General features: G+C 55.4%; 17 protein-coding genes. 4 read left to right on the top strand and 13 right to left on the bottom strand.

All coding sequences use genetic code 11. The features are described from left to right. The first annotated feature begins 63 nt into the window (after positions 1-63). The 3 genes from AB1748_RS05795 (at position 64) to AB1748_RS05785 (ending at position 3,120) form a co-directional block, all read left to right on the top strand. Positions 64-1,026 carry a chemotaxis protein gene (locus AB1748_RS05795; RefSeq protein ID WP_111141863.1) on the top strand — a complete coding sequence of 321 codons (963 nt, stop codon included), beginning with the start codon at positions 64-66 and terminating at the stop codon, positions 1,024-1,026. Positions 1,027-1,105: 79 nt separating this feature from the next. Continuing rightward, positions 1,106-1,240 carry a hypothetical protein gene (locus AB1748_RS05790; RefSeq protein ID WP_255562796.1) on the top strand — a complete coding sequence of 45 codons (135 nt, stop codon included), beginning with the start codon at positions 1,106-1,108 and terminating at the stop codon, positions 1,238-1,240. Between the two features lie 302 nt (positions 1,241-1,542). Further along, positions 1,543-3,120 (top strand): methyl-accepting chemotaxis protein, encoded by a 1,578-nt coding sequence (locus AB1748_RS05785; RefSeq protein WP_293770940.1) that lies wholly within the window; start codon positions 1,543-1,545, stop codon positions 3,118-3,120. Between the two features lie 211 nt (positions 3,121-3,331). Here the strand turns inward: AB1748_RS05785 and AB1748_RS05780 are convergent, their stop codons facing one another. From AB1748_RS05780 to proB, 12 genes are all read right to left on the bottom strand, one after another. Further along, a complete protein-coding gene (locus AB1748_RS05780) occupies positions 3,332-3,502 on the bottom strand; it encodes a cold-shock protein (protein WP_111141845.1) in 171 nt (56 codons plus the stop codon). Between the two features lie 3 nt (positions 3,503-3,505). Next, entirely contained in the window at positions 3,506-3,718 is a 213-nt protein-coding gene (gene cspA / locus AB1748_RS05775; RefSeq protein WP_009091867.1) for an RNA chaperone/antiterminator CspA, read from the bottom strand. Positions 3,719-4,016: 298 nt separating this feature from the next. After that, positions 4,017-4,439, bottom strand: a complete 423-nt coding sequence (locus AB1748_RS05770) for an Ivy family c-type lysozyme inhibitor (protein ID WP_293770943.1) — start codon at positions 4,437-4,439, stop codon at positions 4,017-4,019. A 141-nt stretch (positions 4,440-4,580) separates the two neighbouring features. After that, positions 4,581-6,326 carry a glycosyl hydrolase family 28-related protein gene (locus AB1748_RS05765; protein ID WP_111141849.1) on the bottom strand — a complete coding sequence of 582 codons (1,746 nt, stop codon included), beginning with the start codon at positions 6,324-6,326 and terminating at the stop codon, positions 4,581-4,583. A gap of 47 nt (positions 6,327-6,373) precedes the next feature. Continuing rightward, positions 6,374-6,526, bottom strand: coding sequence for a hypothetical protein (locus tag AB1748_RS05760; protein ID WP_158527498.1), 153 nt, complete (start codon positions 6,524-6,526; stop codon positions 6,374-6,376). A gap of 4 nt (positions 6,527-6,530) precedes the next feature. Beyond that, a complete protein-coding gene (locus AB1748_RS05755) occupies positions 6,531-6,824 on the bottom strand; it encodes a hypothetical protein (protein ID WP_111141851.1) in 294 nt (97 codons plus the stop codon). Beyond that, complete coding sequence (locus tag AB1748_RS05750; protein ID WP_111141853.1) at positions 6,821-7,168, bottom strand: hypothetical protein; 348 nt, start codon at positions 7,166-7,168, stop codon at positions 6,821-6,823. The genes AB1748_RS05755 and AB1748_RS05750 overlap by 4 nt, the downstream gene beginning before the upstream one ends. Continuing rightward, complete coding sequence (locus tag AB1748_RS05745; protein ID WP_111141855.1) at positions 7,165-7,632, bottom strand: glycoside hydrolase family protein; 468 nt, start codon at positions 7,630-7,632, stop codon at positions 7,165-7,167. The genes AB1748_RS05750 and AB1748_RS05745 overlap by 4 nt, the downstream gene beginning before the upstream one ends. Positions 7,633-7,836: 204 nt before the next feature. Then, positions 7,837-8,115: a hypothetical protein gene (locus AB1748_RS05740; protein ID WP_111141857.1), complete on the bottom strand. Its 279-nt coding sequence runs from the start codon at positions 8,113-8,115 to the stop codon at positions 7,837-7,839. 420 nt (positions 8,116-8,535) lie between these two features. Beyond that, positions 8,536-9,267, bottom strand: coding sequence for a S24 family peptidase (locus AB1748_RS05735; RefSeq protein ID WP_111141859.1), 732 nt, complete (start codon positions 9,265-9,267; stop codon positions 8,536-8,538). 360 nt (positions 9,268-9,627) lie between these two features. Then, positions 9,628-10,881: a glutamate-5-semialdehyde dehydrogenase gene (gene proA, locus AB1748_RS05730; RefSeq protein ID WP_111141861.1), complete on the bottom strand. Its 1,254-nt coding sequence runs from the start codon at positions 10,879-10,881 to the stop codon at positions 9,628-9,630. Positions 10,882-10,891: 10 nt separating this feature from the next. Further along, positions 10,892-11,995, bottom strand: coding sequence for a glutamate 5-kinase (gene proB / locus AB1748_RS05725; RefSeq protein WP_293770951.1), 1,104 nt, complete (start codon positions 11,993-11,995; stop codon positions 10,892-10,894). Positions 11,996-12,233: 238 nt separating this feature from the next. On the opposite strand from proB, the gene ompC reads away from it, so the two are divergent. Next, entirely contained in the window at positions 12,234-13,346 is a 1,113-nt protein-coding gene (gene ompC, locus AB1748_RS05720; protein WP_111142277.1) for a porin OmpC, read from the top strand. 90 nt (positions 13,347-13,436) lie between these two features. Here the strand turns inward: ompC and crl are convergent, their stop codons facing one another. After that, a complete protein-coding gene (gene crl / locus AB1748_RS05715) occupies positions 13,437-13,838 on the bottom strand; it encodes a sigma factor-binding protein Crl (protein ID WP_111142234.1) in 402 nt (133 codons plus the stop codon). Positions 13,839-13,882: the final 44 nt, after the last annotated feature.

Genomic DNA, 13,882 nt, shown 5'->3' with positions numbered 1-13,882 from the left:
CCGTTTGCTGCCGATAACCTGTTCACACCCTATTTCACCAGCTGCGTTAATGCAGAGGCAACCATGGATAATTTTCAAAAAGAGATCGATGAAAGAGCGAACCTCGCGTTATCAAACAAGTTTGAACTGCTGCTGTTTCGCTTAGGTTCCGACCAGCTCAAAGGCAAGTCGGAGCTCTTTGGCATTAACGTCTTCAAGCTGCGTGAAATCGTGCCGATGCCCCCCATCACCAAAGCGGCCGGCATGCGTTCACCGCTGTTGGGTATGGCGAGCATCCGGGGTCAGTTTATCCCGGTCATCGACCTGCCTGCCGTGACGGGCTGTGTTCCGGAAACCGGTCTTAACCTGCTGCTGGTTACCGAATATGCGCGAAACACCCAGGCTTTTGCCGTGGAGTCGGTAGAGAACATCGTGCGTCTCGACTGGAGCCAGGTCCACACCGCTGAAGCCGGTATTGGCGGCCGCAATATCACCAGTATTGCCTGTCTGGACAGCGACAAGCAGAGCAACGAGCTGGCGATGGTGCTGGACGTTGAGCAGATCCTGTATGACATCATTCCTTCGGTGCGTGGCGTTGAACCAGAAGCGGCCCTGCCGCGTGCCTTCCCCTATCGCCCCGGTGCGGTCGCTATCGTGGCAGAAGACTCCAAAGTGGCACGACAGCTGCTGGAACAGGGCCTGAAAAGCATGGGCATTCCGGCACTGATGTTTAACACCGGTCTGGATGCCTGGGAAAAAATCAAACTGATGAACCAGGAAGCGCAGGCCGCGGGCGAATCGATTCGCGACAAAATTGCGCTGGTGCTGACCGACCTGGAGATGCCGGAGATGGATGGCTTTACGCTGACCCGCAACATCAAGCGCGATCCGACGCTGAAAACGCTGCCGGTGGTCATTCACTCTTCTCTCTCAGGCAGCGCCAACGAAGATCACGTTCGCAAAGTCGGTGCCGACGGCTATGTAGCGAAGTTTGAGTTAAATGAGCTGTCAGACGTCATTTTCAACGTTCTCGACGCAGCCCGCTAGATCCGTGCGGGCCGCCTGACAGGCCCGTCACACTTTTACTCTTCGCCAGCGGAAAGGCTGGCCTGACCAGGAACGCACTATGCACATCGAAACGCTAACAGATACACCGTCCCGTCAGAACGTGCTGCGCGGCCGTTTACGCCAGCTGGCCTGGATCACCGCGGTAACCCTGAGTCTGGTTTTCTGGGTAGGCCTCTACTTCTTAATTTTCTGAATCCATTCTTGTTCGTCTGGATAGGGCTGTCAGCACCGCTGCTGACAGCCTTTTTTTTGCCCTGCTGATTTGCCTTTAGGTTATCTGCTTAGCCCTTCTGATGTTTCCTGCCGCCGATTTATTTACGCACCGTTATTACTTAAAAATTGTTAAAGGTACAACGGCGTGCTCCGATAACAGTATGCGCGGGATCACATTTTGCCTGTGGCAGTGACCACAGACCTCAACGCGGCACTGCGCACAACAGCATAAGCTCTGAATGTGGCTAACAAATTGATTAATAATAAAGCGGGGAAGAGAACATGGTCAGCATCAGGAATATGAAGGTGGGAATGCGGCTTGCTGCAGCCTTCGGTATTATTGTGACGTTACTGATAGTGATTGGTGTGACATCCATTACCAGGATTAACAATATTAATACGGCGATCGCGTCGATCGTTGACGATCGTTATGTAAAAGTACGACTGGCATTTGATGTGCGCGATGGCGTCAACGATCAGATCAAATACCTGCGCGGCATGGTGATCGACACCACACGACCGGAAATGAACGTGAAACGTTATGGTCAGCTGGATGAAGCCACCCGGCGAACCAATATGGCCATGAAAAAGATCGAAGAGATTCAGGTCACGCCGATCGGCAAGAAAAAGATCGCCAACCTGCTGGCGTCGTCTCTGGCCTTTGAGAAAGTGAAGGCGGAGCTGATCGCGCTGGTGAAGTCGGGGAATTTTGATGCGGCCAGCGTCTATGTGCTCAAATCGATGACCGCCACCCAGAATAAGTTTCTGCAGGATGCGGTAAATTTCGCTAACTCTCAGGATTCGCAGCTGCGCAGTGAAGGTCAGGGCATTGTGGAAAATGGTCAGTCCGCCATCTTTATCACGCTGCTCTTCTCGGGCCTGGCGATTCTGGCTTCTATCCTGCTCGGCTATCTGCTGACCCGCTCGATTGTCCGTCCGCTGGTGAGCGCCGTTGATGTCGCAGAGCGCGTTGCCTCAGGTGACCTGAGTTCTCAGATCAAGGTCACCTCACGCGACGAAACCGGCGTGCTGATGCAGGCGCTGCAGCGGATGAATGACAATCTGCTGTCGATTGTGACCGAAGTGCGCACCGGCTCAGATACCATCGCCGTCGCATCCAATCAGATCTCCAGCGGTAACCTCGATCTTTCGACCCGCACCGAACAGCAGGCCAGTTCGCTGGAAGAGACCGCCTCAGCAATGGAGCAGATGACCTCTACCGTGAAACATAACGCCGACAATGCCCGCGAAGCTAACCAGTTGGTTGCAACCACCTCGACCGTGGCACGCGAAGGGGGCGTCGTAATGGAGCAGGTGATCGAGAAAATGGAAGCGATCGCCCTCTCCTCTCGTAAAATCGTCGATATCATCAGCGTCATCGACTCCATCGCTTTCCAGACGAACATTCTGTCTCTGAACGCGGCGGTCGAAGCGGCGCGCGCGGGCGAACAGGGTCGTGGCTTTGCGGTGGTGGCCAGTGAGGTGCGCAATCTGGCGCAGCGCTCGGCCTCTGCGGCGAAAGAGATCAAAGTGCTGATTGAAGACTCTGTCGCGAAAGTCGATGAAGGCAGTAAACTGGTGACCCATGCGGGTTCCACCATTGGCGACGTGGTGAACAGCGTGCAGAGCGTGGCGAACATCATGAGCGAAATCACCATTGCCAGCAGCGAACAGAGCAGCGGCATCAATGAGATCAATCAGGCGATTACGCAGATGGAAGCGGTGACGCAGCAGAACGCCGCGCTGGTACAGGAAGCGTCCGCCGCCTCCCAGGCGCTGCAGGATCAGGCTGAACGGATGGCGCAGGCGATGAGCGTGTTCAATACCGTCAAGCTCTCACTGCAGCCCGTACAGCCTTAATCTTACCACGGCCTGCTGCGGCAGGCCTGTTGCTGTGCAGAGCCGACAGGACGGCATAGCGCGTTTCTTTGTCGGGAAAGCAGGATCTTCAGGCAGGATAGGTTGACAGGGTTGAGGTTGAAGAAGAGAAACAGCAGAAACAAAAAAGGCTGCCCGGGGCAGCCTTTTATTACTGTAAATGCAACAACGCTATAAAGCTCACAAGCCTTTATCAGAGAGCACGAGGCGCGCTCTGAGTTGCAATCCTCGTTGCGTTCACCTGAACAACAACAGATTTGCAGAAAATGCATTTCGCTCCATGCGGATTGGCTCTTGTCACATCAAAATGTGATGTACGAAACTGTGAGCCATTACAGTGAGGACACTTAAAAGTAATCTTCAGTCCTTAGAGACCAACAACGTTCGCAGCAGCCGGGCCTTTAGCGCCATTTTCTACTGTGAATTCAACTTGCTGACCTTCGTCTAATGAACGGAAATCGGTGCCCTGGATTGCAGAGAAGTGTACGAATACATCTTTGCTGCCGTCCTGAGGAGAGATGAAACCGAAGCCTTTCTCTGCGTTAAACCATTTAACGGTACCGCGAATTTTGTTAGACATGCTTAAATCCTTAATTATCGAGCCTTCCGGCGTAATGGCCTGAGAACAGATTTTAATCAGAACGTAAGAGAAGACTCAAAAAGAAGGGATGTCTCGCGACAAACTTAGAGATGAGAACTGCTTTGGTTACTTAGCTTTGATAGTGTCTGTTAATCAAACCGACGATTCATTAAGCCATACTTCTTCCGGGGACGCAACCTGCATTTGAAATTAAACTCAAATCGCCCTGCCCGCAAGAAGTGCTGGCGCGGATTGTGTTGCGGAGCCCTTATTCTGCGCGGCTCCGCAGGCAAAAAGCTTACTCAGCGGGCCCGCCATTCAGCTCTCTGAACAGGATATTTCGCAGCCCGGCATCGTTCAGAGGATCGAGGTTAAGCCAGGTCAGCGTCTGGCGATCGTGCGTCTGATCGTAATCGGAGTAAACGCCATGGATCTCTCCTTTTTCCGGTGAGTAAAGAATGGCAACAGACTGCGCCGGGCAGTTGTGCGGTTTACAGCCGGAGAGCACCTGCCAGGTCACGCCCTTCAGCGTCAGGGTTTCAGCAGGCGTACTGGTGCCGCCCTGCTTCACCCAGGCAGGAAAATTATGCCCGGCGATCAGCCGCTGATAAGCCTGACCTGTCTGCCTGTTCTGTATAAAATCAAACAGATAAGGCGGCGTTGCCGCACTCACAAACATCGGAACCATCGCCAGTGCGGCCGCCATAAACCCTTTTTTCATGACCTCTCCTTATTTATCACGCGTATCAACTGCATTAAGCAGGACAATATCGGCTTTGTCGTTGCCTGACAGATTAAACACGATCAGCCCGCCAGATCAAAAAAGGGCGAGGCCGGAGCCTCGCCCAAAAAATGCCGATCATCAATCGTAGTAAGGGACCTTGCGGTCAACGCCGTTGATATTGATCAGCACAAAACCGGTTGGTGCGGTCTTGTTGGTCGGTGTACCCGCTGCGGTGGCCAGCGTGACAACCCCTTTTTCATTCGCCCCGACACCTGCCAGCCCGTTATGCATGCCGAAGCGTGCTGCGGGTTTCAGGTTACTGAGTTTGGTGATATCCGTAACCACCGACATATCAGCCTGGAACAGCGAGCAGGCACCGGTATCGAAACGCGTCGGACCGGTGGTTTTCAGGTTGAACATGGTTTCGCCGCTGTTGGCTTTCAGCTTGACCCACACGACGGCATAGGTGGTGCCGACCCGGCCATAGCGAATATCCAGCACGGAAGGTTGTCCCATGTGGTAAGCATCGGCCCAGACCGTCTCCAGTCGCTGCAGGTTGATCAGGGTTTTACCGGTGCCGGGCACATTGACTGGTGAACCGGCGGTGCCGGACGGCGTGGTGGCATCCGCTTTCCCGATCAGCTCCATCACCCATTGCTGATTAGGCGCCGGGAAATAGAGCTGCCCCAGCCGATACCAGTTATCGGTATCGGTGTTGTTCACCACCTTGTAGCCGCTGTAATAGCCAGCGCGCAGCGAACCGGTCAGGAAACTGCCGTAGTTCTCATCCCGGCGATAGCCATATTCAAAGGTGGATAACCATTTGTTGCCGGCCACATCATTGGTGATTTTCGCACCGGCCTGCAGGTTAATGTGACGCATCACTACGCGGGCATTGTTGAGATTGAGCGGCGTTACACAATCCTCAATGTTGAGCGTATCGATGGTCCAGCCCCCGTCCGACAGATCGCCCGGGTTCGCCGTATGCTCGATCCAGACGTTACGCATGATCCCCTGGGTCACGCGCGGCATATAGAGCGTGGCATCGCCGTAGCCCGACTGGAAATTGGCATTACACAACTCGATAGCCGTTGAGTGATCCCAGTTACCCTTCGGTGCGTTTGACCAGCCCACATCGAACACCCGGGAAAAGGTGCTGGAGGTGTAGATCTGATCGAACTTACTGTCGAGCGTATCCTGCAGCTTAAAGACCGTGCCCCCCGTACTCTGCGCTTTAAAGCAGAAGAGGCTGACGATCTGGCCGCCGGTAATTGTATTTTCAAAAAACGGCTGTTTGTTGCTGCACTGCTCAGGACTCACGGTGGATTTCAGGGCGATATCGGCACTGGCCTGCCCGTGCCAGGCGATGCCTTTAATGGCGATTTTACGCGCCATCACCTTAAACACCGGGTTATCGCTCTTGTCGGAGACGATGGTGGTGCGCGGCGACGAGCCCTGTTCGATGTCATCCCCAATCAGACCAAAAAACGGCAGCTCTGTGTTGGTGAGATCGATCGGTGAGATCAGGAAACGGCCGCCCGGAAAACGCACCGGGATCGCTTTGGCATAGGTGTTGTAACTCTGGGTCCATGCCAGCATCCGTTTAAAGGCATCGGTATCATCGGTAACGCCATCCCCCTTCGCACCAAAGTGCAGGATATTCACTTCGGCAGGATCGTTGATGGTGCGCTTCCAGTAAAAACCGTTACCCACTGCCACCGTACCGCCATCATCTTTCAGCGGCGTGGTGCTGAGGAATCCCACAAAGTCAGCGCCGCCGCGGAAGCTGGAGTCTTTGTCGTAATAGCGTTTCAGGCTCGCCACTTCACCTGATTTCGGTGGGACTGTGGTACGCAGTTCAGCAAAAGAGTTAACTTCGATCATAGAATCCTCCTCAGGATCATTGAGATAGTGCGCCGGTTATCAGCGCACTACTTTGCCGCGGCCGGATGGCCGCAAAGGGTGTCCCACATGTCGTTGTGGGTGTTGATGGCGCGCACCGTCCGGATGTCCATCTTTTGCGCATCATCGCCGTAGGTATAAAGAGGGGAAAAAAGCACACAGGCAGAGTCGGTGATCGCCACTGGCTCAGGGTTTGTGGTATTTCGACTGCTGCAGCTTGTCGCGAGCAGCAGCGTCATCAAGGCTGTTATTGTCGGTCGCCACACGGTTAGCCTCCTCGCGATGCTGTTGTTGCTGTTGTGCCACCGCCGTAACGCGGGACGCCTCCTGACGCGCGTTATCGACGTCAGATCGTGCTTTTTGCTGCACTTTTCCGACTTTTTTGCCGCCGAAATAGCTGGCACCCAGCGCCGCGACGATGCCAGCCAGCGCCGCAAGCCAGTGCCAGCTGCCGCCCAGCAGAGAAGTAATCAGCGTCATGATTTCGCGCCTCCGGGTTGATCCTTCGCGTTAAGCAGATTTTTCTGCCGGACAAACTGGGCAATCACCCCCATCGCCACCATGAACGCGCCCACCAGCCCCAGGTAGTTGTGCGGCAGAATCGCTTTCACATCTTCCGGCAGAACGCTCCAGGCATCGACGGCGGCGGCAGGAAAGGACTGTGCCCAGGCGCTGAGCATCGAGCCGAGTGACGCCAGCCAGACAGACCAGGTTTTAAACAAGAGGCGGGCATGAGAGACAAACTGCAGGGTGGTGAAGCGCTGCAGCAGCAGCAGAATGATGATTGCCGTTAATACGGCGACGAGGAACATGAGCCATCTCATAGCAACCCCCTGTAAACCGCATAGGTTCCGCTGCGCATCATCTCCGCGTGACGCCTGGCGCGGCCCGGCGTCTGACGCGCCCAGAGGCTGTTCATCATCGCGTCGGCCGCCTCATTAAACTGCTCTGCGGCGATGGCGCTGAGCATGTTTTTGAACTGCATTACCCCCTCAACGCCAAGCTGGTAAGCCATGCTGAGCAGGACGTCGGTCCGGGCGTCGTTGCACTTTGCCAGCGCGTTACGCAGCGGCTCCCTGCCCTGCATCTCCTGAATTTTGTTTTCAAGAATGCACTGCTTCCAGACGTCGCCGACCCGTCGTGGCACGCGAAAGACGTAGTTACTCAGCGACGCGCCTTTCGGTCCGATGCGGATACCGCCCGCCACGGTGGGGAAGCCCAGCGTGTCGAGATAAGGCGTGTCCACATATCCCTCTTCAAAATTCAGTACTGCGATGATCTGGCTCATAACAACTCCTCAATAACGGGTGAATTCCATACAGCCCTGTGAAAAGAAATACATAACGCACGCTGATCATTACCCTGCGCCGCGCAGCAGAATGCTCTGCTGACCATCCAGCAAAACTGAACAGTATTTCAGCAGATTGCGTCCAGCCGGAGCTGGAGTTCGCGGAGCTTTGATCGGAACGGAAACCGCCCTTTTCTCTGCCTGTCAGCCCACGGCGTAGAGATGGACGTGCGGCAGGCAGCAGTTGTCGAAACTGGGTGTTTCCTGACTGGTAATACGGGGAGCGGTGATTGCGCGTTCAACACGCGGAGTAACCTGACGCTGGCAGATTTGCTCTGCACGTCGCAGGGGTAGTGTTTCAGTCGGGAAGTTCAGCGCCTGATCGATGCTCTGTTTCAGGCTGCTGAGGGGTTGGCGCCGCCGATGGCGGCGAGTACGTGCGTTGCCCACAAAAACGCTTTTGCCATAGTGAATTATCGCCATAACTCCTCCTGTGAATGAGTCTTTGGCGATGGGGTGGCAGGCGCGAGCTTTCGGTGATCCGAACGGGCCCGAATGTCGTTTATTGCGATCGCACGCCTGCCGCCCGGCTGCGTAAGCAGCCAGGTGGAAAGTAAGCGAAGGGAAATAACGGCATCTGACGACGCTGCATTTTGCGCATCCACCCCATCCCAAAGTTCACTGACTTTTGGGTGGTATGATTCGCGCTTGTGCAGCGCCTCAATTGTTTAAGAGCGGCTCATCCCTGAAAGAACTGCTTCGTTCGTCCATGTTCAAATTATTAACAGGTTCTTATGCATTATCAAACACTGTTGGTTAATTTTTTATTTACCGCTGGTTAAATTTATGAATTTAAGCCGATTATTTTTTTGCAGCCCCCCGAGGAAAGCGACAAAAACGGGCTTAGCCGAGGATTTGATAGTGACGTGCCTGGCTCATGATCACTTTCGCCAGCACCTTCAGGCTGGTGACATCCTCATGATTCAGATACCAGGTTTCATAACGTTTATTATCTGAAATTACAGCAATTTTCTTATGCTGCAGCTGTAAGCGTTTGAGGTAGAGCTGCTCGTCAAGCGTAAAGATATAGATGCCGTCGCCGTCGAACATCCGCACGCTGATGTCCACAAACAGCTGATCGCGTGGCGCAAAGGTGTCCGCCATTGAGTCGCTGTTGATAGCGATAAGCCGGATGTTCTCTGCCGGACGGCCATTAAACAGCACCCGCGCCTCATCCAGACCATACTCAATGGCCTGGATGGTCTCTACAAACTCATCGCGCGCGGGCAAGCCCGCCGCGCTGCGCTGCCCGATGTCGAGACTGTCGACCCGATACACACTTTTGTGGGCAGTGAAGGTGTTCAGCGTGACCGGTTCTGCGGGCTGCTCCATTCCGTATTGCAGCCACTCTACCCTGACGCCCAGCAGCTGACTGAGCGCCAGCAGATTACCGCCATCGGGGACGGACTGCGCATTAAACCACTTCCACACTCCTGGCGTTGAAATCTTACAGCCTTGCTGCTGCAGGGCCCTGGCAACCTGTTTGTTTCGTCCATGTCCGACAATGCCGGCACTCTCACAGGCCGCTATCAGCCTGGCAGTGAAAGCCTGTCTTGTACTTTCTTTTTTAACCATTAGTTAATAATCAGCCATAGAAGAGATACTGGATGTTATTTTCATTATTGCTACCAGTTCATTTTATATTACCGCTCATTTACTACCTAACCGCTTTATCAAGCATTTCTGATTATCATTATCCGCTTCAGCCTGCCGCTGAACAAAAAATATTGCCTCAGGCCGCATAGAGCCTGGGCTTTCAGGAATGTTCCGTAAAAAATTGCGTAAAATTCAGCCAGCATAGCGGACAGCGGTGACAAAGCCAGCGCGAAAAGAGATCTGATTCACAAAAAACTCTATCTTTCACTGGCCCGAAAAAATGCGCTAAAAAAAACGGGAGTCTGTGAAAGACTCCCGTTTTGTTAAAAATTAGTGTGGTCAGGATCGGAGCGTGTCGTCGCCCCAGGCTATCCATTTATAGGTGGTCAGCGCCTCTAACCCCATCGGCCCGCGGGCATGCAGCTTCTGTGTGCTGACCGCCACTTCTGCGCCCAGTCCAAACTGCCCGCCGTCGGTAAAGCGGGTGCTGGCGTTCACATAGACTGCCGATGAGTCGACCTGCCGCACAAAGCGCGCGGCGTTGCGGGTGTTGCGGGTCAGAATGGCATCAGAGTGCTGCGTGCCGTGGGTGCGAATATGCTCGATCGCCTCATCCATATCCGCCACCAGTCGGACGTTAAGATCCAGCGACAGCCACTCATCGTTGTACTGTTCAGGAGTCACCTGCGTGACCGTGGCTGGCCCCTGCTGCAGCTGCGCCAGCACATTGCTGTCGGCGTGCAGCGCGATCCCTTCCTGCGCCATACGCGCGCTGAAGGCGGGCAGGAAACGATCGGCCATCGCCTGATCCACCAGCAGCGTCTCCAGGGAGTTACAGGCGCTGGGACGCTGTTTTTTGGCGTTGACGATCAGATCAAGTGCCGGTTCGATCTCCATCGTCTCATCGATATAGATGTGACAGACGCCGATGCCGCCGGTGATCACCGGAATGGTCGAATTTTCCCGGCACAGTTTGTGCAGACCGGCTCCGCCGCGCGGAATCAGCATATCGACGTAGCGATCCAGCTTCAGCAGCTGATTCACCAGCTCGCGGTCGGGGTTTTCAATCGCCTGGATAATGGCCGTCGGCAAACCGTGCTGCTGCAGTGCATTCTGGATGACGCGCACCGTGGCCGCATTGGTGCGCCAGGTCTCTTTTCCGCCGCGCAGAATGGCGGCATTGCCGGTTTTCAGGCAGAGGCTGGCGACATCGATCGTGACGTTGGGGCGCGCCTCGTAAATCACCGCGATCACGCCCAGCGGCACACGACGGCGTTCAATCCGCAGCCCGCTGTCGAGCAGGCCACCATCCATTAACTGGCCGACCGGATCGGCCAGCTGGCAGACCTGACGGACATCGCTGGCGATGCTGCTGAGCCGCTGCGGGTTGAGCGTCAGCCGATCCAGCAGCGCGGCACTCATGCCGTTCTGACGCGCATCGGCTAAATCCAGCTCATTGGCCGCCAGAATATCGGCGCTCTCCGCCTCCAGGCGGTCGGCAATCGTCATCAGCACCTGATTCTTTTCGGCCGCTGACAGATCGGCCACGGTGTAAGCTGCGGCGCGTGCCGCTTTTCCCATCTCTTCAAGCATTATCCGCTCCTTAACTGACGATCATATCGTCGCGGTGAACCGCCACCGGGCCATATTCATATCCCAGGATTTCACTGATCTGCTGGCTGTGGTGACCGGCGATCATCCGCATAGCGTCGCTGTTGTAGCGCGACACGCCATGGGCGATATCGCGCCCCTGCAGGCTACGGATACGGATCACCTCACCGCGCGAGAAGTTTCCCTGGATAGCGCGGATGCCCTTGGGCAGCAGCGAGCTGCCGCGTTCGATAATGGCCGCCAGCGCCCCGTCATCGACGGTGAGTTCACCGGCCGGTGGCGCACCAAAGATCCAGCGCTTGCGATTCTCCAGCGGCGACTGCTGCGCGTGAAAGCGTGTGCCGACCGGTTTGCCGTCGATCACATCGCTGATCACGCCGCTGCGGCTGCCGGAGGCGATGATCACATCGATACCCGCACGGCAGGCGACATCGGCCGCCTGAAGCTTGGTGGACATGCCGCCGGTCCCCAGCCCGGAGACGCTGTCACCCGCCAGAGCGCGCAGCGCATCATCGATAATATGGACGTCGCTGATCAGCTCCGCGTCGGGATTATTGCGCGGATCGGCGGTAAACAGCCCCTGCTGATCGGTCAGCAGCAGCAGCTTGTCGGCTCCGCCCAGCATCGCGGCCAGCGCGGAAAGGTTGTCGTTGTCGCCGACTTTGATCTCCGCCGTAGCGACGGCGTCATTCTCATTGATGACCGGCACAATGTGGTTATCCAGCAGCGCACGCAGCGTGTCGCGGGCATTCAGGAAACGTTCGCGATCTTCCATGTCGGCGCGGGTCAGCAGCATCTGACCAATATGGATGCCGTAAATGGAAAACAGCTGTTCCCACAGCTGAATGAGACGGCTCTGCCCCACCGCAGCCAGCAGCTGCTTTGAGGCGATGGTCGGTGGCAGTTCGGGGTAGCCCAGATGTTCGCGTCCGGCGGCCATCGCGCCAGAGGTGACGATCACAATGCGGTGGCCTGCGGCGTGCTGCTGCGCACACTGACGAACCAGTTCCACCATGTGCGCCCGATTTAACCGGCGGGAGCCGCCGGTAAGAACGCTGGTACCCAACTTGACCACGAGGGTCTGACTGCCACTCATATTTCCTGCCGTAGTGAAAAATTTTTACGAAAGGACGTTTTAACAGGAGTCGATACGGATGCCAACAGCCAGCGGGGGAAAAGCACGAAATTACGCGAACAAGGCGGTAGACCAAAAGTTCAGCATTAACAAGAAATCAGGAAAAGTGTCATAAAAAGTTCATCAGTGACGGGTAAAAAGTCGGTGCTTTACAAAAACTTTCATTTTTTTACGGCGTTCACATTGGGATTGATAGCAAATGAAGAAAAGCACACTGGCCCTGATCCTCTCCTCACTGACGCTGGCTTCTGCCGCGCAGGCTGCCGAAATCTATAACAAAGACGGCAATAAGCTGGACTTATACGGCAAGGTCAAGGCAGAGCACTACATCAGCGATAATGCCAGCGCAAACGGTGACAAGTCCTATACCCGTATCGGCTTCAAGGGTCAGACGCAGATTAACGACCTGATGACCGGTTATGGTCAGTGGGAATATCAGTATAACGTTAACAACTCCGAAGGCAGCGATGCGAACAACGGCAACAAAACCCGCCTTGGCTTTGCCGGTCTGAAGTTCTCGCAGTATGGTTCGGTGGATTATGGCCGCAACTATGGTGTGCTGTATGACGTGGAATCCTGGACCGACGTCTTCCCTGAGTTTGGCGGCGACGGCACGGCCCGCTCCGATAACTTCATGACGCAGCGCGCAACCGGCGTGGCGACCTACCGTAACAACAACTTCTTTGGCCTGGTGGATGGGCTGAAATTTGCGCTGCAGTATCAGGGCAAAAACGACGCCAGCAGCGCCAACAGCCGTACTGACATCAACCGTCAGAACGGCGACGGCTACGGCGCCTCTCTGGGCTATGCGCTGGGCGATTCCGGCGTGAGCCTGATGAGTGCCATCACCTCCTCTGATCGCACCACCCAGCAGCAGGCGCGCGCCTATGGCCGTGGTGACCGTGCGGATTCATGGGGTGCAGGCGTGAAGTATGATGCCAACAGCGTTTACCTGGCCGCGATCTACACCGACACCCGCAACATGACGCCTATCAGCGGCACCAACCGCAACACCGGCGCTGCCGTCGCGGGCGCAGCCAACAAAGCGCAGAACATCGAACTGGTGGCGCAGTATCAGTTTGATTTCGGCCTGCGTCCTTCTGTCGGTTATGTGCAGACCAAAGGCAAAGATATTGAAAACGGTATCGGCGATGCGGATCTGGTGAAATATATCGACGTGGGCGCGACCTACTACTTCAACAAAAACATGTCCGCCTTCGTGGATTACAAAATCAACCAGCTGGATGATGATAACGCGCTGTCACTCAACAACGACGACGTGGTGGCGATGGGTGTGACCTACCAGTTCTGATTGCAGAGGCCTGCCTGCGGGCAGGCGCGCCAGAACAGCCATAAAAAAAGGGCGAGTTTTTTAACTCGCCCTTTTTATGCTGAACCCTAATCAGGCGCTCAGCTTCACCGGTTTCTCATCGAAGTCGCTGGCCGGAATAAGGTCCAGTTCCTGCTCCTTCAGCATCGCTTTCAGGCGGGTGTGGAAATTCCGTAACGTCTCTTCCACGCGCGCCGTGTTCTCTTTGCCTTTGATTGTGGCTACCGACCAGTCGCCCTCTTTATCGAACAGACCGATATGGTAGACATAGGTAAAGTGGTCAGCCTGCGCTTCCAGCTCCATCCACCAGCCCCAGAATTCACGCAGCTCCGGTGCCGGTTTCACATTGACGCAGGCAGCCAGGCAGTCAAAGAAGAACCGGGTTTCGCCACATTTTCCCTCGCGAATATAGGGCCCCAGCTCCGTAAAGCGCTTAAGCAGGCGACTGCGGGGGTGACCACTTGGTAACGTCATGCTGATTCTCCGTAGGTTTGACCGCTATACAGCCCTGTTTTTCC

Origin of the sequence: Pantoea sp. Ep11b, assembly GCF_040783975.1 — a bacterium.
GTDB lineage: Bacteria > Pseudomonadota > Gammaproteobacteria > Enterobacterales > Enterobacteriaceae > Pantoea.
Note: the sequence above shows the minus strand (reverse complement) of the source record. Positions and strands in the feature narration are given on the sequence as shown.

Coding starts and splice junctions, on each gene's coding strand:
- AB1748_RS05735 (WP_111141859.1), bottom strand. CDS start 9,267: ATGGTTAAAAAAGAAAGTACAAGACAGGCTTTCACTGCCAGGCTGATA.
- ompC (WP_111142277.1), top strand. CDS start 12,234: ATGAAGAAAAGCACACTGGCCCTGATCCTCTCCTCACTGACGCTGGCT.
- AB1748_RS05765 (WP_111141849.1), bottom strand. CDS start 6,326: ATGATCGAAGTTAACTCTTTTGCTGAACTGCGTACCACAGTCCCACCG.
- AB1748_RS05770 (WP_293770943.1), bottom strand. CDS start 4,439: ATGAAAAAAGGGTTTATGGCGGCCGCACTGGCGATGGTTCCGATGTTT.
- proA (WP_111141861.1), bottom strand. CDS start 10,881: ATGCTTGAAGAGATGGGAAAAGCGGCACGCGCCGCAGCTTACACCGTG.
- crl (WP_111142234.1), bottom strand. CDS start 13,838: ATGACGTTACCAAGTGGTCACCCCCGCAGTCGCCTGCTTAAGCGCTTT.
- cspA (WP_009091867.1), bottom strand. CDS start 3,718: ATGTCTAACAAAATTCGCGGTACCGTTAAATGGTTTAACGCAGAGAAA.
- AB1748_RS05790 (WP_255562796.1), top strand. CDS start 1,106: ATGCACATCGAAACGCTAACAGATACACCGTCCCGTCAGAACGTGCTG.
- AB1748_RS05795 (WP_111141863.1), top strand. CDS start 64: ATGGATAATTTTCAAAAAGAGATCGATGAAAGAGCGAACCTCGCGTTA.
- AB1748_RS05740 (WP_111141857.1), bottom strand. CDS start 8,115: ATGGCGATAATTCACTATGGCAAAAGCGTTTTTGTGGGCAACGCACGT.
- AB1748_RS05785 (WP_293770940.1), top strand. CDS start 1,543: ATGGTCAGCATCAGGAATATGAAGGTGGGAATGCGGCTTGCTGCAGCC.
- AB1748_RS05745 (WP_111141855.1), bottom strand. CDS start 7,632: ATGAGCCAGATCATCGCAGTACTGAATTTTGAAGAGGGATATGTGGAC.
- AB1748_RS05750 (WP_111141853.1), bottom strand. CDS start 7,168: ATGAGATGGCTCATGTTCCTCGTCGCCGTATTAACGGCAATCATCATT.
- proB (WP_293770951.1), bottom strand. CDS start 11,995: ATGAGTGGCAGTCAGACCCTCGTGGTCAAGTTGGGTACCAGCGTTCTT.
- AB1748_RS05755 (WP_111141851.1), bottom strand. CDS start 6,824: ATGACGCTGATTACTTCTCTGCTGGGCGGCAGCTGGCACTGGCTTGCG.